The sequence below is a fragment of the Paenibacillus sp. LC231 genome (genome assembly GCF_001860525.1).
GTDB lineage: Bacteria > Bacillota > Bacilli > Paenibacillales > Paenibacillaceae > Paenibacillus_AQ.
This window is the reverse complement of the sequence record NZ_JFOM01000049.1, coordinates 157016-175050: the sequence shown is the minus strand read 5'-3', so window position 1 is coordinate 175050 and position 18035 is coordinate 157016. Positions and strand designations below refer to the sequence as shown.

The window sequence follows — 18035 nt, the reverse complement described above, 5'->3', positions numbered from 1 at the left end:
GCCCCTTCCTCCCTCTCCTTTGAGTTTCATGTTTTTTCAGAAACAACAGACATTTATTTTCAAAAGCGGATGTAACAAAAAATCGCCAGTCCAGCCCCAAGCCGCACACATGTATGTGCCTTGGTACCAAACTGACGATCGGCCCGCTCTCTACAAGAGTTCCGGCATGTCGTTCAGATATGCTTCGACCTCCTTCTCCAAGAATACGATGGTACCGGAAAACTCGGTCTCTGCATCATAGTCTTTAAGAATGGAGATGATTTTAAATTGAAACTGCTGTTCCAGGGAAGCTTTAATCTCCTGCTTGAACACCTGGAATAAAAGGTGGTCCAACTGCCGGGTAGAGAGGGGGTAATTCTCATCCAGCAGTTTGAGGACGGGGACTCTACTATTTCTCGATACAATGATGATTTTATTGCCAACGAAATCGACTTTTTGCTGCTTTACACCCACGTTAAATATTTTCTTATTTATCGCGTTGTAAACCCTCAAAAGATCCTGTTTGAGTTCGCCTGCTGTCATCATGGTTCAACATCCCTTTGTGTAAATTAATATTACATTGACCGGGGTAGGTATAGGGTGTTTATCGAGTTTTTTCTGTCCTTGGGTATAATTATAGGCGAATTTGGGTAGTTGTCAATACATATACGTCAAAAAATATAACAAATATAGAATTTGTGTTATTTTACATAACATATATATAACACAAATTTAAATGTGATTCATTTGCTTCTGTCCAATGATGCTATATAAAGAGCAGTCCTGAGCAATCGTCGTGCCTGCCCCTTCCTGTCTCCGTGTTCTATCTCCCGTTAAAAATCCGTTCCAGGAACAAGACGCCCTCCCTCTTCTGGTACTCATTTACTTCATGGCCAGAGAACGGATAGTCTCTTATTTCTTTTGCCGCTTTCATTCGGTTGTATGCAGCATATATGGTTTCGGGCATGCAGACCGTATCCTTCCAACCAACGGATACCATGACCGGCACCTGGATTTGCGGCGCCAGATTCAGCATGTCGAAATACGAGAGATGCTCCAGGATTTGATTCAATTGCTCCGGGTAGCGCTTTATGTATTGGGCGATTTCGTTCAGCGAGCTAGCCGAATGAAGAATCCCGTAGTCCATCCTGCACATGTTGGGAATGTCGGCCACAATGGCCGCAACCTTCGGATTCAGAGCCCCTGCAAGCAAAGCCAGTCCGCCGCCCTGACTGCCGCCTACCACGGCAATTTTGTTCGGATCCACTCCAGGCTGCTCCGATGCCGCATCCACTGCCCTCACAGCATCCATTACAACTGCCATGTAATAGGAGCGACGAATATCCGTAATCCCCTGCGTCACCCAGCCCTTAACCACGCCGCTGTCCAATGGAAGCAGATTCCCCGTCTCTCCGGCCTGTCCCCTTACGTCCACGGCAAACACCGCATAACCGAGCATCAGCCAATGGGCATACCGTTCCGGAAATCCACGGTCTCCGGAATAACCCGGGAAGGTTACGATACACGCCCGAGGCTTCTCGTCCGTAGAAGATTTAGCGGGAGTTATATACCAAGCATGGATGGGCGTATCATCATAACCATGATAAGTGACCTTGGATACTTCCATGTAGGGATATGGCGTCGTTTCCGGTTGACTAACCATGTGGAGCGGCTTATTACCGTACGACTTCAATGCTTCCTCCCAAAATCGATTCAAAACCTGCTCGTCGATCGTGGGCTCCGGATACAAGTTACCAAGCTCTTTCTTCCGCTGTTCAATGGTATTCATTCTGAGTTTTAATCTCCTTTTCGCGAGTAAAGTGGAAGTTCATATGACATGGTTATTTCGGCAAAACATATGTAATCCCCTTCGATACGGTAGGAATTCATGCCGGTTTATTACGAATCCTTCTCACAATAACAAATCGGCAGTGGCTCCTATCGCTATCTTTCTTAAAAAAAAATAAAAAGCGATCATAGATTTATAGAGTGGAACATATCATAATAGAAACTATGAAAACCAATGGGTTGATATAAACGAAGGCCCGCCTCTAGCAAAACGACATCTAATAGCGAATGGAGACGATGAATATGCTGCAAGGTTTAACAAGCGCAGGACTCGGAAAACTTGAAAGCGATTTACAGTTTATCGAACTCGCGGCCAAATACGAATTCCAATGCATCGATATCGATGCCAAAGGTCTTGTAGACCGCCTTGGCGTGGAGGCGGCAGCCGATATGCTGAAATCCCGCCAACTGGAGATCGGGGCCATTGGCCTTCCCGTAGAATGGAGAGGAACGGACGAGCAGTTCCTAAGCGGCCTCGAGAAACTCCCGGCAGCTGCAGCTGCTGCCAAGGCTCTCGGATGCACACGCTGCTGTACATACATTCTTCCTTCCACCGATGCACACGCTGCTCATTTCATGGCGCTGGCCACTACCAGACTGCGGGCTTGTGCCAACATTTTGGGGGCATACGGAATTCGATTGGCCTTGGAGTTCGTAGGACCGCATCATCTGCGCACCCAATGGAAGAACCCGTTCATCTGGACGGTACAAGAAACTTTGGATTGGATTGATGCCATCGGGGAGCCGAATGTCGGGCTGCTGTATGATGCATATCACTGGTACACCAATGAGATGACGGTTGCGGATATCCGGCAGCTGCGCGCCGAACAAATCGTTCATGTCCATATCAACGATGCCAAGAACATACCCGTGGGAGATGTGCTTGATAACGATCGGCTTTATCCGGGTGAAGGCGTTATTAATCTGCCTGGGTTCCTTCAGGCTCTGAATTATATCGGCTATGCAGGCCCGGTGACACAAGAAATATTGACGCCTTCCACGCCGACCGGGACCCCTGAAGAATTGGTTGCTAAATCACGGCGAGCCTTTGACAGCGTATTCGGTGCTGCTGGACTGTAGTAGAGGATCCAGGCCATATAACGGAATGATTCCTCTTGTTCAGGGCACACTGAAACGGTAGATTAAGTACCTTTTCGGGAGGTTTCAGGTATGAACGGATTTGAGAAAGAAGAACGGGATAAATTTACGGATCTATCCACCGTGGAGTCACAGCGGAACGATTTAACCGCGGAGGAATTCCCGGAGGGTCCTTACGGATCCAGCCTGCGGACCGAAACGCTTGGTAAAAGCAGTCCATGGAGAGCGGATCAAAGACCACCGAACTCCTTCGATTACGAAAACAGAGGTCTCCACAAAGAGATGAAGCGAGATTATCCTTCGGAAGACCAGATCTTGCAAACCGAGTTGGACGAGGACTGACCCGCTCATGTCGCTAAATCCCCCTCTTTATCCTTTAATAGGACAAGGAGGGGGATTTTTTGCTAAAAACAGCCGCTGCAAGAAAGCATACCGCCTCTTCAGCATACATAAAATGGCATGAGAAAACCTGATTCGACGCGCCTTGATGGAAGAGGTTCCGTCATGACGGCGGGTTCACATCAGCATCAGGTTTGCACTCAACATATCGTTCACACTTGGCCGTTTGCCTAATTACCAAATAAGGAAGGCGAGGTGGACACCTTGTAGGAGGGGATCTGAATGCCTAGCCTGAAGCGTAAAGATGACTTTGTCGTTTATGTGGTAACATTGTCCAATATGAAACGGTACATCTCGATTGAATTCATTGGGGGGACATGCGGGTACATCATCGGTCAAAGGGGACTGCATTCCGACATCTTCGGTATGCTCGGCAGCATGGCGGCACCCATGGCTATCCGGGCCGTGCTCCAATGGCAGGCACCTAAACCGAAGCGAGCCTCTTCCCGGAAGAGGCTCGCACTTTTGTTCCTTCTACATTAACACGCTTTACAAGTTCTGCTGCAGCTTGCCATCTCCCCCTACGGCATCAGCGCCTGCCTTGGGATCAGCATCGGAACCAGCCGTCTCTTCTTCCAGCATTTCTTTGCTGCCTCTCCGGAACTCCTTGATCGTTGTTCCGAGCGCCCTTGCCAATCGGGGCAGCTTGGACGGGCCGAACAACAACAGACCGATCAGTACCAATACAGCTAGACCTGTAAATCCGATATTCAACGGCATGAATCCAGTCTCCTTTCGCCTCTTTTTTCACACTAGCCCATAGGCCTGTTCATAAAATTTGCCCCTGACGGAAATGACAAGGCTTGCCGATCCGCCGCTTTCCTTGGGAAGCGCGGTAAGCAAACTCGCGGCTGGCCCGTCCCCGCTCCGAAGCTCCAGCTTGAGGACATTGGAATAGTTTTTCATCCGGTAAGGAACATTCTGGGACGCGTAGGCGGCTGGCCGAATCCAAAGCGCGGTATCCGAGGTCCTGTTCAAGGTCACTGCGGCTTCCGCCTCCTGATAATCCGGGTGATTGTCGATGGCCGCAGCCGTAAACAAGGCATATTTGCTCTGGAATGCTTTCTCCCCCAAGAACATCCCTTTGGAGAAATCATCGCTTCCCGTTCCGCCGGGAAGCGGAAGGGGCGTCCAGGACCGGTAATCCCATGAAGCCTCCTGAACAGCGTAGCGGAAGAGCGCCTCTACATCGAAGGAGCGTGCCGTCGAAGGCTGCATCGCACCCGCCTTCGTCAGCCGATGTTCAATGACTCCGTTATTATTTCGGAGCTCCACCTGAAAATGGTATTCCCTAAGATGGATATGCCCGAGCCTCCGCATTCCCGGAACGATCCATGCACCCTGGCAGTGCTCCATTTCCTGAAACTCCGTTTTTGAGCGATTGTATGGAAATTCACAGTTAATGAGCCGGGGGAGAACCGTGTATGGGCTTGCCCTTACCGGTCCGCTTTCCGCCCGGCAATTGATGAAAGTCGGCCTGATGACCCGATCCAGCACGATGGAAGCACTTTCCCGCGTCTGGATGGAGCAGTTCACGAATCTCGGATGGTTGATCCGGTAAGGAACACCGCTTCCGATGAAGCCGTCAATTTTAATCGGTGTGCTGTCCGGTTCGATCCGGCTCTCCCAGCCTGGGGCGAACCCGTTGGAATGATGATCCGTACCGGAAAAAAAGGAGTCGGACACAAGCAAATGCGATAATCCGAACTGTCCCTCGGTCCGGGCATCGTCAACGGGAGGGGTAAAGCCTGCGGCATCCGGCGGATTGCCTTCGTCACCGCCCAGAACGGCGAGCCCGATTTTGCCCTGAAACAGGCAATCTTTAATGGTGGCATATTCAATGGAGCCGTATTCCGCGGTTGCCGATAACCGCCCCGATGCATCCAGAAACACCCCCGCTTTCTGCCAGTAGCCGACAACAGAGACGCGATCCAGCTTCACATGAGTAGCATTATCAATCCACAGCCCAACATCGAACATGGCATGTTCATCCGTATGCTGGGTCGTAATATTCCCTAGCGCGTCGCGAATCTTGAAGTGGGACAGGATCTTGAGGTCGGACAGCTGGGTACCGTCTGCATCGGCATCCAGCTTCACGGCGCAGGTAAAGTCCCGAAAATCGTTCCGGTTGCTGGAATACGTCCGGGAACCGTTTCCCGTAAACATAAGAACGGTGCCGTTCTCCATATCCAGGATGCTATCCGGGACTTCATTGCGCCTTTGGCCAAAAGCATACCACGAGGAAGCACCGCTTCCGCGGACAAACGTATTACGGGGGATGATCAGCGTATCGGTCAATCGAAAAACCCCCGGCGGGAAAAACAAACTCTTTCCTCTGGCTGCTTCCAGAGCCGAACGAACCGCTTCCGTATCGTCGGACATTCCGTCGCCTACTGCACCAAACCATGCAGCGTTAACGCTTCCGTCATGCAGTCGCTTAAAGCGGGCTCCGGCAGCGGATGCAACAATCGTTCCGGTATTATCGGGAGAAGTGTTATCTGCAGGATCATATATGAAATGCCCCTCCTGTCCCGGGTCCGTAACGAAATAAATCAAATCCTCTCTCGGCTCCTCCATACCCCGGAGTTCAGCCAAGGTAACGGCAATGATATAACTCATGTTCATTAACAATGTTGGTTTGATTTTGTCATCGTCTCCATAAACGGCATCGGTTACAGCCGGAGCGCCTTGACCAAAAGCCGTTCTCGCCAATGGACCTTTCAGAAAATGCTCAGCTGCCAATGCCGCCCCCGCAAATCCGAGGGCGGACAGCATACTGCGCCTGCTCATTGGACGCTCCATCAGCGGCTGCTGCGCACGTTCACCTTGGACGTCATCACTTTCATGCCGACTGCTCATCATCGATCCCCCCATCATTCATCTTCTTAAACCTTGACGGTTTGCAGCCAAACCTCCATCGCCTTTTTAGCCTCGAGTGTGGTAACGCCGCCGGATCTCACCGTCGATCCCATGGGCACGCCTTGAAGAGCGGCCAGCATTTTCGCCGAGGAGGGGTAACCGAATCGGAGCAGCGCGTCGAGATATACAAGCTCCCGGTGAAGCTTCTCCGCATGGGCCGATCCTTGCGAAGCCGCCCTCCAGAAGTCTAAAACAGAGCCTGCTCCGGCAGCCGAAACGATGGCCATGATTCCCTTAGCGCCTTGGCGAATGGCTTCCAGCATGAACGGAGTGTTCGCCTGGTAAACAATCGTATCAGGAGCCGCCTCGATCTTACCCATAATGCCTTCCATCGTACAGGTTGTGTCCTTGATCCCGATCACGCTGCCAGTATCCGTTAACCTGGAATAGACCCAGGGTTCTATTGCATAGGGCTCCACCAAGGGCCACTCATAGAGTATGACCGGACATTCCGCTATATCGGCCAGCCCCGCGAAGTGATCCGCGAGCTTGCCTTGGTCTACCCCCATGCCGGCCGAGGGGACAAGAACCACGCCCGCAAGCCCCGTATCCATCACTTGCTTCAGCTCTTCCTGCTGCAGCTTCGGAGCCTCAAGATTGCCCGTAGCCACAACCGGTGTGTTCCCCGCCAGCTTCACAGCCCTTCTCATCAGCTCCAACCGTTCCGTTAATGTCAGCCATTTCATTTCGCTGCTGCCGCATACGGCAAACAAGCCTTGGGGCCGGAAGGACAGCTGCCACTCCACGTAGCGTTCATAAGCCTCCCAATCGATGCTTCCGTCCTCGTGAAACGGGGTTAGCAGTAGGGAGAAGACGCCCTCGAACTTCTTGGTTAACTCCGCTTTTTTGGTCAAAGCCCATATCCTCCTATCCATATACGAGAGATCGAAAATTCCGAATGTTGTGGAACGTAATCAAGTTCCCATTATGCGCATCCTTGGCTCTGGCATCGCCCGATCGGCTGGCAATGAGCAGATCTTCCCCGTCGATGGCCATGCTGGCATAATGCCGCGACTGCTTCGGCGAGGCTCCGATCGACACGATAGCCGCAAAACACCAGTCGATGCAATTCGTTGAGTAATGGAGCTGAAGACGGTGCCGCTCGTTGTTCGGCAGATCGAAGCGCTCCGCCGGCAGGCGCTCCTTGCGCGTCATGCTGTCTCTGGACTGCGAGCTGAGCAGCCAATACAACCTGCTCACCTCGTCAAATAACAGATGAAACTTCATTTGCCCTCCCGGGCACGGGACAAACACTGCTCGTTTGCCGGAAGGCGTCGTCTCCAGCATCGTTGTCATTGTGCCGTCGTCGTTCTCCACTACTTTGGCGATGGCGGCAAAACCGGTACCTCCCGTATGAGCTCTCGCCCACAGATGAAACGTCCTGCCCTCGGGATCATACCAGTAATGGTCAGGATCGGTGAATTGAACGACGTTCGTTTCCAGCCAGCCGACGGGCGGGCAATTCAACTGACCCTTGAGGTAATCCGAATTTTCGGTGAAAAAGGGGACGCCAAAATAATCGAGACGATCCGACGGAAAGGCATCGACGGCTGTTAAGCGGGAAGCGTAAGTCCAGCTGACCGGCTCCAGCAGGTCAGCGTCTTCCCGCGCCCGCATGAGGACCGGCTGGATTTCGCTAACCGGCCACACCGTCATGTCATGCTGCCGAATATCCTCCATGACCAGGTATACATTCCCCTTGGCATAATGGACATTGCAAGGAGCCTGGTGCCAATCCCCTTCATCGGTCAGCTGGACCGGCTCGGACCAGGTAAGCCCCCCGTTATCGGATCGGATGATCATCAGATTGACGCAGTGCCCTAGAATGTAAAGTGCTCCTCCGGCCAGAAAGGGGCGTGCATGCATAAAGGGGAAGTCATGCGTATGCTGCCAAGTACGCCCTTTGTCGTCCGACACAAACACTTTCCCTTGTGTAATAAACCCTTTGCGTGAACCTTTCGGCCCCGGAAGATCGGGGACTCCCTTTCCTCCGAGATCCATTGTTAATACGAGCCGTCCGCCTGGCAGATTAATAATGGCAGGTGAGTAACAATAAACGGACTGTGGATCCGGCGACTCGAATACGGTGACATAATCATCGGCACACGGCCTAATCATGTGCGCGGTTTCTTCCATGTTCATGCGGTTACCCTCCCGATTCGGTTGTTATATGGGGCAGTAGCTTAACGCACGCTGCCGCCACCTTTGATGTCAACTACGGATATAACGGTCATATGCCTGCTGTTTGATTTCGATCATTTCATCCAATCCCATTCGCTTTAAATCTTCTACGTATTTGTCCCATTCAGCTTCAATGCCGCCTTCCACAATCCATTTGGCTTCCATCTTTCGGACATACGTCATGATGTCGGTTGCCAGTACGCCAAGACGTTTGTTCTCTTCCGCCGTCATATACAAATTAGGGTATGTCCGATCCTCCGGAACGATATAAGGCTTATAAATTTCATAAAATCCGTTGCGCAGTTTATCGCTTTCGCTCTTCTCCAGCTTTTGCAGCCATTCGCTGGAGACCAGAAGCGGGAAAGCCGTCGAAGGCGTCGTGCTGCCGATCCAAGTGGAGATATCCATTCCGTCCTGAGGCGGCACGATTTCAATCTTGCCGTCCGACTTCTCCTTCAGATGGCTGCCGAAGGGACCATATTTAAACTGCATCGCCGATTTCGGATCGTTCAATGTGTCGACCAAACGCATCGTCGCTTCGGGGTACGGGTTGTTCTTCGTAATCGAGAAGAAGTTGAGAATGATCCGGTTGTCCTGCCTTCTCCACAGTTGGTGACCCTCCGGTCCTTTCAGCGGAGGCATCGCCACGTATTCATGAACTCTGTCCCCCAGCTCATACGTTCCGTTAAAAGAGGCGATCAAACCGGCCTTCGGCGTCTCGTCCTTCGTCTTGGATAGCATCTGTTTGGCATCCTGGGTAAAGGATTCCTGATCCAACAGCCCTTCCTCGTATAAGCGGTTCAGGAACGCGATTGCCATCTTGTACTCGGGAATGGCCGGCTCGAACACCACCTTCTTATCTTCGACGGAGAAGCCGGTAAGCGCATCGGCAAGCCCAAACGCCCCAAACAGCTCATAGTACCCATTCGTCGTCGTGTTGTGACGGAAGGTTGACGGGATTTCATCCGCTTCGCCGTTCCCGTTCGGATCTTGCTCTTTGAACGCCTTTAGCACTGCAATCAATTCATCCGGCGTTGTCGGCACTTCAAGGCCGAGTTTATCCAGCCACGTTTTATTCAACAGAAATGTGTTCCGATATTGAAAATGGGCCTGATCTTCAAACCACGGGATGGAATATATGTGTCCGTCCGGCGCCGTAGCCATCCGCCGTACTTGCGGATTCTCATCCAAAATTTTCTTGATGTTCGGCGCGTATTTGTCGATCAAATCCTCCAGCGGAATCAGAACGCCCTCCGTTCCGTAATCCACCACATCCTGTGTCGTCAGCCCGTTGAAAAATGCGTCCGGGAATTCTCCGCTGGCCAGAATTAAATTTTTCTTCTCGGTCCAGCTCTCAGACGGGATCTGTTCCCACTCGACATCGATATTCGTTTTTTCCTCCAGGTCCTGCACCAGCACCATTTCGTTATAATCCTTGTGATAATGCTGTTTGACCACCGGAATCCGGATGCGGATCTCTTCATTGACGACCGGAAGTCCCGTTTCGTTGAAATTCGCTTCGGTGCTTGGAGCCTGTGCACCTTCCTTTGCTTCATTTCCGCTGCTGCAGCCCGCCAGAAGAAGAGCCGCCGCCACCGCGTATGCCGTAGACCTCGCCATCCATCGTTTCAAGATAACCACCCTTTCGTGATCTTTGGATTAGCCTTTCAAAGAACCAATCATGACACCTTTCACAAAATACTTCTGAACCATCGGATACAGGATGAGCACAGGAATGCTGGCTACGATGATGACCCCGTATTTGATGGATTCCGACAGGCTGTTGCTGGCACCGAGATCCAGGTTCATTAGTTCCTGCACCTCGTTCTGGATGAGTATGTTCCGCAGGACCAGCTGAAGCGGGTACTGAGCTTCATCCCTTAAATAGATCAGCGCGCTGAAGAACGAATTCCAATGGCTTACCCCGTAAAACAGGACTAGAACGGCCAGAATGGATTTTGATAATGGAAGCGCCACTTGCAGAAAAAACTTGAAATCCGAGCAGCCGTCCATGGCTGCCGCCTCCCGGAGTTCATCCGGAATGTTGTGTTGGAAGAAGGTACGGGTAATAATCAGATTCCAGACACTGACGGCCCCTGGTAATATCAAAGCCCACATGGAATTCATCAAGCCCAAAGATTTAACCAGCAGGTAGGTCGGAATAAGCCCTCCGCTGAAAAACATGGTGAACGTAATGAGAAACATGAACAGATTCCGGCCGTACATGTCTTTGCGGGACAGGGGATAAGCCCCCGTAACGGTTATGGCTACATTGACCGCAGTCCCGACCGTCATGTAAACGAGCGTATTTTTGTATCCGACCCATATCGTCTGGTTCTCCATTATCCTCTGATACCCCTCAAGGGTAAAATCGACAGGAAACAGCCATACCTTGCCCCCGCTTACGCTAATCGGATCACTTACAGATGCGATGATAATAAAATACAATGGATATAGGATCACAATGAGCAGCAGTGTAAGAAACGCATAGTTGAATAAATCGAACACTCTATCCGCCCTTGATCTGGAATGCATGCCGGAGCTCCTCCTTTCTACCAAAGACTCGTTTCGGTCTGTTTTTTGGCGATCCGGTTGACGGTGACGAGCAGGATAAAATTCACGATGGAATCGAACAAGCCTACCGCCGCCGAGAAGCTGTATTGGGTACCCAGCAGCCCTGTCTTATACACATAGGTCGATATCACTTCCGACGAGTCCAGATTCAAGGAGTTCTGCATCAAAAAGGTCTTCTCGAAACCGACCGTCATGATCGAACCCAGCTGCAGGATGAGTACAATGATGATTGTCGGCAGGATCGAGGGGATGTCGATGTAGCGTATTCGCTGCAGTTTGGTCGCCCCATCGATGATGGCGGCTTCATGAAGCCCCGGATCCACCCCTGCCAATGCAGCCAAATAGATGATCGCCCCCCAGCCTGCCCCCTGCCATACGCCAGAAAGAACATGCAGTGTCTTGAACCATTCGGGCGAGCCGAGAAAAAAGACAGGATCCCCTCCCAAACCAACGATAAGATGATTGATCAATCCGCTGCCCGGGGACAGAAAAATCGTCAGCATCCCCACAATGACAACCGTCGATACAAAGTGAGGCGCATAGGTTACGGTCTGGACAAACCGTTTAAAACGGTGACTGGACAGTTGGTTGAGCAGAAGCGCAAGCAGGATTGGTATCGGAAATCCTAGAGCCAACCCGTATAAACTCAAGCCCAGTGTATTTTTGATTAAAGTCCAGAACTGGAAGGAATTAAAAAAACGCTCGAAGTGTTCCAAACCGACCCAAGGACTTCCGATAATTCCCCTTGTCGCCAAAAAGTCTTTAAACGCGATCTGCACGCCGTACATCGGTATATATTGAAAAATCACGAAGTACGCAAGCGTAGGTAAAAACAATAGGTACAGCTGGTAATGCACCCTGATTTTTCGCAGAAACAGCTTCATCCGTCGTATCACCCCCTCTCTGTACACCAACATAAAGGGAACGGCGGGAGGTGTAAATTTACCGTTTATGTACAGGATAAACGGGATGTGACAACGGAGTTGACGGCTTCTGCCGCCGATTGACGAACGGCATTGATCAAATATGACCTGTATATGCAAGCGTTTACAATCACTTGTGCTTCATGGTACGGTAATCGCCGGGCGTCATGCCTTCCTGCTCCTTGAACTTTCTAATAAATCCGGAGACGCTTCCGTATCCGATTCGGTCCACCACTTCCTGCAGGTTCCCTTCCCCATGCTTTAACAGCTCCTTCGCCTTTTCCATGCGCAGCCGGTTCACGTAATGAGAAATGGTGAAGCCCGTCTGCTCCTTGAAATAACGGCTCAGATACGAGGCGGACATCCCCAGCTCATCCGCCAGATTTTGCACCGAGAACTGCGTGGATCCGAAATGCTCCCCGATATACAACTTCATTTTCTCCACAGGCTCTCTGTTTCCGCTCTCCTTGCGTTCGCTTAAAATTCGGCGGATATCCGCGGAGATGTCCTTTACCAGTTCGATCAGGTCATCCACGGTTTCAAATTCCGTCAGTTTCACCACATCCGGATATCTCTCAGCCAGCGCCTCTTCATCAAGTTCCATGTCCTCCAGAATAGCCAGGATCACGTTGATCAGATCAAAACAAATGCACTTGACCATAAATAACGGAAGCTGCTCTTTACGAATCCGGTCGATCAGCTGACGGAGAAACACTTCTATGCCGCTGGTGTCGCTTTGGTAGATGAACTGCTTCAGCCGGTTCCATTGGCTCTTCGAATAACCGTTCCGGTTCGTCTCGGCTTCAGAAACGGCTTCGCGGAAAAAAATCAGGCTTCCCTTCCCCTTAATCAGTCTGTAATTTAGCGCTCCGCAGGCTTCGATATAAGATTTGCCCAGCTCCTCCAGCTTTACGTAAGAGTTACCGACCCCGATGGTAACATCCATGCCGAGTGAACGGCTAAGGGTCTCATGGGTCATCTTCAGCAGCATCTCCATCGTTTCAACAACTTCGTCTGTTCCCATTACCAATACGAGCTGCTCGGCTTCGAGCCCCTCGATACCGAAAACCTCCGTGCCCTGAGGGAGGGCTTCACACCATCCGTCCGGCAGTCCCGCAACCGACAGGTGTCCGTGATTTTTCGGAAAAAGAAGCACCATGACGGTATAAAACACGCTCTCTAATCGGAGCCCTGCCAGCTCTCCTTTTCCGCGCAGATCATCTTTGCTTTTGTATTCGCCTTTAAGCAGGTTCAGGATCAGGTAATACTTGAGTGCTGGACGGCTTCTTTCAATCTTCCGGTTCAATTCATCGTTGTTCTCGGACATCACATCCAGCGCTGATCGAATCGATTCAATCTCGCCAAGCCTACTCCCCGGGGGAATGTTCACTTTACTGTCGGCAAGCCGCTTTAGCATCCGGATCGGCTTATAATTCATATGGGTGGCAAAGAAAATAAGAATGCTTCCCACCAGCACAAGCAGCAGCAACCCGTAAAATGTCCTGCTTTTGGCCTGCTCCACCTTTAGCATGACCGTATCCTTGTCCACCAGCGTGATATAGGTCCAGCCGAACTTGGCAGATTCATCCTGAAACACGAAATATTCACGCTCTTCAACATTCAGCGTGCCTTGACCCTCGCTGTTTGCTTGCAAACGTTCTAGCAGGATTTCGGTTTTGCCCGGATCCATGCTCTGGGAAGAGGTGATCAGCTCCCCCTTCTCGTCCAAAATGAGCGTGTTGCTCCATGCATCCTCAAACTTCTTTTTAATTAATTCCTTAAAACGGTTTTCGTTGATCAAATATATGACCGTACCGAACGAATCGGATGGATTCGGGCCGATCGGCATCACGTAGGTAATATAGCGTTCGCGGCCACCAACCGCTGTTCGTACATCTTCGGATTTCCGTACGTAGGGAATGGTCGCTTCGTTAATGTCCCGATAGAATTGCTCCGGCTCCCAGTTTTCGAAGGTGTAGATTTTGTCTGTGAATTCGGCTGCGTCGTACGTGCTGTAAGGTGAATATACTTTATGATGTCCATGGAAATATAACAGGAAATTGGAGATGAAGGTGTTGGCGCTGACATAATTTCGCAGCTGGGAGATGGTGTCAAGCTCGGTAAACGGATTTTTTGTCACCTGGTAGGGGGTGAGGCGGGTGTTGCCCGAAATATGGAAGGCGATGTTGTGAAGCTCGGTCATCTTGACATCCACATTCTCTTTCACCTGGGAGAGCAGATTCAAATTGCTCCGGGTTACTTCGTCTTCCAGCAGCTGAATGAAGTACTGGTATACAAAAAAACCGACCATCATGACCGGAAGCAGTAAGATGACCACATACGTAACGACGTATTTGTACAACAGTTTGGAATTGAACCGGCTTAAGCCCATTTGCATTCCCCCTTTTTTCATCTATAGGATTTATTTTCATTGTAAGTGAATTATCGCATATGTAAATGCTCCGGCGCTGTCCATAAAACGGCGATAATGATTGGAGCAGGTTTGAAATGATGCTCTCCGCGGAAGAAAACCGCTTGTCCATTACGCCTTAACAAAATGCACCTATCCTCTGCACAACTCTTGAAGAGCCAAGCTTTAGATAGATGCAACGAGCCATCATGGCTTATCCGTTCTTGAAAATATTTCAACACCGCTTCTTCCTACCGTTTCTGCTTGTAAAACTCATGATACAGCTTCATCAATGCCCGCTTCTCGATCCGTGACACATAGCTGCGCGATATGCCGAGTTCCTTGGCGATCTCACGCTGCGTCCGTTCTTCTCCGCCCGCTTCCAGCCCAAAACGACCAATAACGACTTCCTTCTCCCGGTCGTCCAATATATCGAGGTTCCGATAGATCTTACTCTTCTCAATCTTTAACTGCACGGCATCCACTATATCATCCGCTTCCGTCCCTAAAATGTCAATTAATGTAATTTCATTTCCTTCTTTGTCCGTTCCTATCGGATCATGGAGGGATACGTCCTTGCGGGTTTTCTTGAGTGAACGCAAATGCATCAGTATTTCATTTTCTATACAACGGGCAGCAAATGTCGCCAGCTTCGTACCTTTGTTCGGCCGAAAGCTTTCAATCGCCTTGATGAGTCCTATCGTCCCGATGGAAATCAAATCTTCCAAATCCTCGCCGGTGTTATCAAACTTTTTTACGATGTGTGCGACCAGCCGAAGATTATGCTCAATCAGTTTATTCCGCGACTGAGGATCGCCTTCGGCCATTCGCTGCAGATGTTTAGCTTCCTCTTCCTCGGTCAGAGGCTGGGGAAACGCGTTGTTTTTCACGTACGAAACGAGCAGGGTCAACTCTTTTATGAACAAAGCAATTGCGGTAAACAATCCAGGCACTTTGGGACACCTCCTGCGAAGTTACAATGCAACCGGCCCTTATCGCGCTCGGTCTCTCGGTCTTCTCATTGTATGTAGGCAACGGCCCAGAAGTGCCTGTACGCGGGAAAGTGATTCGTAAAAACGTTTGCCGATTCCTCAACCAAACAGCAAACAACAGCGGCAAAGAGTCATCCCTTTCAATACATACCAATATATCATGTTATAAAAATAGTCCATAACGACCCATGAATTGCTTTTGCCGCCACGGGATGTTTCTAATTTAAATTCATGCTTTTATCTCAAATCAATCATTCAATATCCGGCATGTCCACATCAAAACGAGGGAAGTTGACTTTTGGCAAATATACAATTAAGAACCGGCAGAATGACCGACAAGATATTCATTATACCCATACAATATAACAGCCATAATTTTTATCTATATAATATATTGACATTAAATTGGTATGTAATTATATTGAATGTAAGCGTTTTATATAATAACCTTACAAAGTGATTCCCAACCCTGAAGAATGAAGGGAGCAGAGCTTACCATGTACACGTTGGACTATTTTTCTGTATTACATGATTTGAACCGCACGATCATCGAAGGCACCTCAGCTTACCCGAAGCTCGGACATATGTTTAGAAACATGCTGGACAATACGCTGAGTTCGACCATTCAACGACAGCCCGACGGTACCACCTTTGTCATCACCGGCGATATTCCGGCCATGTGGCTGAGGGATTCGGCTGCCCAAATCCGCCCCTTCCTCGTTCCGGCGGGTGAAGACGACAAGCTGGCCGATTTGATCGAGGGGCTCGTTCGCAGGCAAACGGCATTCATCCTGCTTGATCCATACGCCAATGCATTCAATGATTCGCCTTCCGGTCAAGGCCATCAGAACGACCGTACCGCCATGAATCCATGGCTATGGGAGCGCAAATATGAGATCGATTCGTTATGTTATCCCCTCCAGCTTGCTTACCTGTTATGGAAAGAAACCGGCAGGACCTCGCATCTGGATCAAACGTTCCATTCAGCCGCCAGGGTCATTCTGGACATCTGGCGAACCGAGCAGCATCATGAAACCGACTCGCCTTATTTCTTCGAACGCTTCGATTGTCCTCCAAGCGACACGCTGCCGCGCGGCGGCAAAGGTGCGGAGGTGGCTTACACGGGAATGACTTGGTCCGGCTTCCGCCCGAGCGACGACGCCTGCGCCTACGGATACCTCATACCGTCCAATATGTTCGCTGTCGTTGTGCTTGGTTATCTGGCGGAGATTTGCCGTGATGTCCTGCGCGATTCCGAATTGGAAGCGGAGGCGGAGAAACTAGCCGATGAGATCCGTCATGGCATCGAGTCGTACGGCGTGGTCGATCATCCCGAATACGGCAACATTTATGCCTATGAAACGGACGGGAAGGGAAACCATCTGCTGATGGATGATGCCAACGTTCCCAGCCTTTTGTCCATTCCGTATTTGGGCTATACAAGCGCTGATGACCCGATCTATCAGAATACCCGCAGATTCGTGCTGAGCCACGCCAATCCGTACTATTATCAGGGCACTGCCGCTGCGGGTGTTGGAAGCCCCCATACGCCTGATCGTTATATCTGGCCGATTGCGCTTGCGATTCAAGGCTTGACGACTACCGATCGGGAAGAGAAACTTCGACTGTTACGGCTGATGGCGGAGACCGATGCAGGCACCGGCATGATGCATGAAGGATTTCTGGTCGATGACCCAACCCGTTATACCCGCCCATGGTTTTCCTGGGCTAACATGATGTTTTGCGAGCTGATGATGGATTACTGCGGCCTTCGGGTCAAAGCAAATGGTATCGGAGGAGGTCGTCGGGATCACCATGGGAACCAATAGGAAGCTTCGCGGCTGGGTCATCGGATATTTGTTCATTTTACCGTCCATTATCGGCTTCAGCGTTTTTGTCGCCTACCCCCTGTTGTCGTCCATGTATTACGCCTTAACAGAATGGAGCGGGTACGATTCTCCCCGTTTTGTCGGCTTTGAGAACTTTAGATACCTGTTCACCGAGGATCCTGCTTTTTGGCCTTCGATCAGGGCGACGTTTTACTTCGTAATCCTGAGTGTTCCTTTATCGCTGATCCTAGGCTTGTTGTTGGCCATGATGCTGAACAAAAACTTAACTGGCATCAAATGGTTCCGGACGATTTTTTATCTGCCCGTCGTCGTTCCCTCCATCGCCACGCTCACATTGTGGCAATTTATTTATGAGCCGCAATATGGTCTGGCAAATTCACTGCTAAGAGAGTTCGGTCTGCCGCCTGGCACTTGGTTAACCAGCGAAACGACAGCGCTTCCATCCATCGTGTTAATCGGTTTATGGCAGGTCGGATCCAGTGTCATCATTTTTCTGAGCGGTCTGCAGTCGGTGCCCCAGGAAATGTATGAAGCGGCGGAAGTCGACGGAGCCTCCCGGTGGCGGATGTCGCTAAACATTACGCTGCCCATGATCACTCCGATCCTGTTCCTGCAGCTTATCCTCGGCATCATCGGCGCATTCCAGGCGTTTAACCAGGTTCAGGTGCTGACCGGGGGCGGCCCGAACTTTTCCACCTCCCTGCTGAATTACAAAATCTATACCGACGCCTTCAATGGAAGAATGTTTGGCTATGCCATTGCGGAGGTGTGGGTGCTGTTCGTCATCATCATGATTTTTACCGTTATATCCTACCGGTACTCCAACCGGTTCGTTTATTACGAAAGCGATAAATAAGGGGGT

The 18035-nt window shown here is 50.5% G+C and carries 16 protein-coding genes; 5 read left to right on the top strand and 11 right to left on the bottom strand.

Annotated features, from left to right (window positions below; genetic code table 11):
* Positions 1 to 150: 150 nt before the first annotated feature.
* Both AK95_RS26310 and AK95_RS26305 read right to left on the bottom strand, forming a co-directional pair.
* Complete coding sequence (locus AK95_RS26310; RefSeq protein WP_071222867.1) at positions 151 to 525, bottom strand: Na-translocating system protein MpsC family protein; 375 nt, start codon at positions 523 to 525, stop codon at positions 151 to 153.
* A gap of 277 nt (positions 526 to 802) precedes the next feature.
* Positions 803 to 1768, bottom strand: a complete 966-nt coding sequence (locus tag AK95_RS26305) for an acetylxylan esterase (protein WP_071222866.1) — start codon at positions 1766 to 1768, stop codon at positions 803 to 805.
* 302 nt (positions 1769 to 2070) lie between these two features.
* Between AK95_RS26305 and AK95_RS26300 the strand changes: the two genes are divergently transcribed.
* From AK95_RS26300 to AK95_RS26290, 3 genes are all read left to right on the top strand, one after another.
* On the top strand, positions 2071 to 2907 hold the full coding sequence (locus AK95_RS26300) for a sugar phosphate isomerase/epimerase family protein (RefSeq protein WP_071222865.1): 837 nt from the start codon (positions 2071 to 2073) through the stop codon (positions 2905 to 2907).
* A gap of 90 nt (positions 2908 to 2997) precedes the next feature.
* Positions 2998 to 3267 carry a hypothetical protein gene (locus AK95_RS26295; protein ID WP_071222864.1) on the top strand — a complete coding sequence of 90 codons (270 nt, stop codon included), beginning with the start codon at positions 2998 to 3000 and terminating at the stop codon, positions 3265 to 3267.
* 279 nt (positions 3268 to 3546) lie between these two features.
* Positions 3547 to 3807: a hypothetical protein gene (locus AK95_RS26290; protein WP_235613232.1), complete on the top strand. Its 261-nt coding sequence runs from the start codon at positions 3547 to 3549 to the stop codon at positions 3805 to 3807.
* 6 nt (positions 3808 to 3813) lie between these two features.
* Here the strand turns inward: AK95_RS26290 and AK95_RS26285 are convergent, their stop codons facing one another.
* The 9 genes from AK95_RS26285 to sigK form a co-directional block, all read right to left on the bottom strand.
* On the bottom strand, positions 3814 to 4044 hold the full coding sequence (locus AK95_RS26285) for a twin-arginine translocase TatA/TatE family subunit (protein ID WP_071222863.1): 231 nt from the start codon (positions 4042 to 4044) through the stop codon (positions 3814 to 3816).
* 27 nt (positions 4045 to 4071) lie between these two features.
* Positions 4072 to 6186, bottom strand: a complete 2115-nt coding sequence (locus tag AK95_RS26280; RefSeq protein WP_162487658.1) for a glycosyl hydrolase family 28-related protein — start codon at positions 6184 to 6186, stop codon at positions 4072 to 4074.
* 23 nt (positions 6187 to 6209) lie between these two features.
* Positions 6210 to 7097 carry a dihydrodipicolinate synthase family protein gene (locus tag AK95_RS26275; RefSeq protein ID WP_071222861.1) on the bottom strand — a complete coding sequence of 296 codons (888 nt, stop codon included), beginning with the start codon at positions 7095 to 7097 and terminating at the stop codon, positions 6210 to 6212.
* A gap of 13 nt (positions 7098 to 7110) precedes the next feature.
* Entirely contained in the window at positions 7111 to 8385 is a 1275-nt protein-coding gene (locus tag AK95_RS26270) for a sialidase family protein (RefSeq protein WP_083397735.1), read from the bottom strand.
* Between the two features lie 69 nt (positions 8386 to 8454).
* Positions 8455 to 10056: an extracellular solute-binding protein gene (locus tag AK95_RS26265; protein ID WP_162487657.1), complete on the bottom strand. Its 1602-nt coding sequence runs from the start codon at positions 10054 to 10056 to the stop codon at positions 8455 to 8457.
* 27 nt (positions 10057 to 10083) lie between these two features.
* A complete protein-coding gene (locus AK95_RS26260; RefSeq protein WP_071222859.1) occupies positions 10084 to 10959 on the bottom strand; it encodes a carbohydrate ABC transporter permease in 876 nt (291 codons plus the stop codon).
* Between the two features lie 17 nt (positions 10960 to 10976).
* A complete protein-coding gene (locus AK95_RS26255; RefSeq protein WP_235613231.1) occupies positions 10977 to 11882 on the bottom strand; it encodes an ABC transporter permease in 906 nt (301 codons plus the stop codon).
* A 169-nt stretch (positions 11883 to 12051) separates the two neighbouring features.
* Positions 12052 to 14313, bottom strand: coding sequence for a helix-turn-helix domain-containing protein (locus AK95_RS26250; RefSeq protein ID WP_071222858.1), 2262 nt, complete (start codon positions 14311 to 14313; stop codon positions 12052 to 12054).
* A 269-nt stretch (positions 14314 to 14582) separates the two neighbouring features.
* Positions 14583 to 15284, bottom strand: a complete 702-nt coding sequence (gene sigK / locus AK95_RS26245; protein WP_006208952.1) for an RNA polymerase sporulation sigma factor SigK — start codon at positions 15282 to 15284, stop codon at positions 14583 to 14585.
* Between the two features lie 536 nt (positions 15285 to 15820).
* On the opposite strand from sigK, the gene AK95_RS26240 reads away from it, so the two are divergent.
* Positions 15821 to 17152, top strand: coding sequence for a glycoside hydrolase family 125 protein (locus AK95_RS26240; RefSeq protein WP_071222857.1), 1332 nt, complete (start codon positions 15821 to 15823; stop codon positions 17150 to 17152).
* Complete coding sequence (locus AK95_RS26235) at positions 17139 to 18029, top strand: carbohydrate ABC transporter permease (protein ID WP_071222856.1); 891 nt, start codon at positions 17139 to 17141, stop codon at positions 18027 to 18029. The genes AK95_RS26240 and AK95_RS26235 overlap by 14 nt, the downstream gene beginning before the upstream one ends.
* The last annotated feature ends 6 nt before the right edge of the window (positions 18030 to 18035 follow it).

Bases quoted from the DNA above. Each gene is read 5' to 3' on its own strand.
- AK95_RS26310 (WP_071222867.1), bottom strand. From the start codon at position 525: ATGATGACAGCAGGCGAACTCAAACAGGATCTTTTGAGGGTTTACAAC.
- AK95_RS26305 (WP_071222866.1), bottom strand. From the start codon at position 1,768: ATGAATACCATTGAACAGCGGAAGAAAGAGCTTGGTAACTTGTATCCG.
- AK95_RS26300 (WP_071222865.1), top strand. From the start codon at position 2,071: ATGCTGCAAGGTTTAACAAGCGCAGGACTCGGAAAACTTGAAAGCGAT.
- AK95_RS26295 (WP_071222864.1), top strand. From the start codon at position 2,998: ATGAACGGATTTGAGAAAGAAGAACGGGATAAATTTACGGATCTATCC.
- AK95_RS26290 (WP_235613232.1), top strand. From the start codon at position 3,547: ATGCCTAGCCTGAAGCGTAAAGATGACTTTGTCGTTTATGTGGTAACA.
- AK95_RS26285 (WP_071222863.1), bottom strand. From the start codon at position 4,044: ATGCCGTTGAATATCGGATTTACAGGTCTAGCTGTATTGGTACTGATC.
- AK95_RS26280 (WP_162487658.1), bottom strand. From the start codon at position 6,186: ATGATGAGCAGTCGGCATGAAAGTGATGACGTCCAAGGTGAACGTGCG.
- AK95_RS26270 (WP_083397735.1), bottom strand. From the start codon at position 8,385: ATGAACATGGAAGAAACCGCGCACATGATTAGGCCGTGTGCCGATGAT.
- AK95_RS26260 (WP_071222859.1), bottom strand. From the start codon at position 10,959: ATGCATTCCAGATCAAGGGCGGATAGAGTGTTCGATTTATTCAACTAT.
- AK95_RS26255 (WP_235613231.1), bottom strand. From the start codon at position 11,882: ATGAAGCTGTTTCTGCGAAAAATCAGGGTGCATTACCAGCTGTACCTA.
- AK95_RS26250 (WP_071222858.1), bottom strand. From the start codon at position 14,313: ATGGGCTTAAGCCGGTTCAATTCCAAACTGTTGTACAAATACGTCGTT.
- AK95_RS26240 (WP_071222857.1), top strand. From the start codon at position 15,821: ATGTACACGTTGGACTATTTTTCTGTATTACATGATTTGAACCGCACG.
- AK95_RS26235 (WP_071222856.1), top strand. From the start codon at position 17,139: ATGGGAACCAATAGGAAGCTTCGCGGCTGGGTCATCGGATATTTGTTC.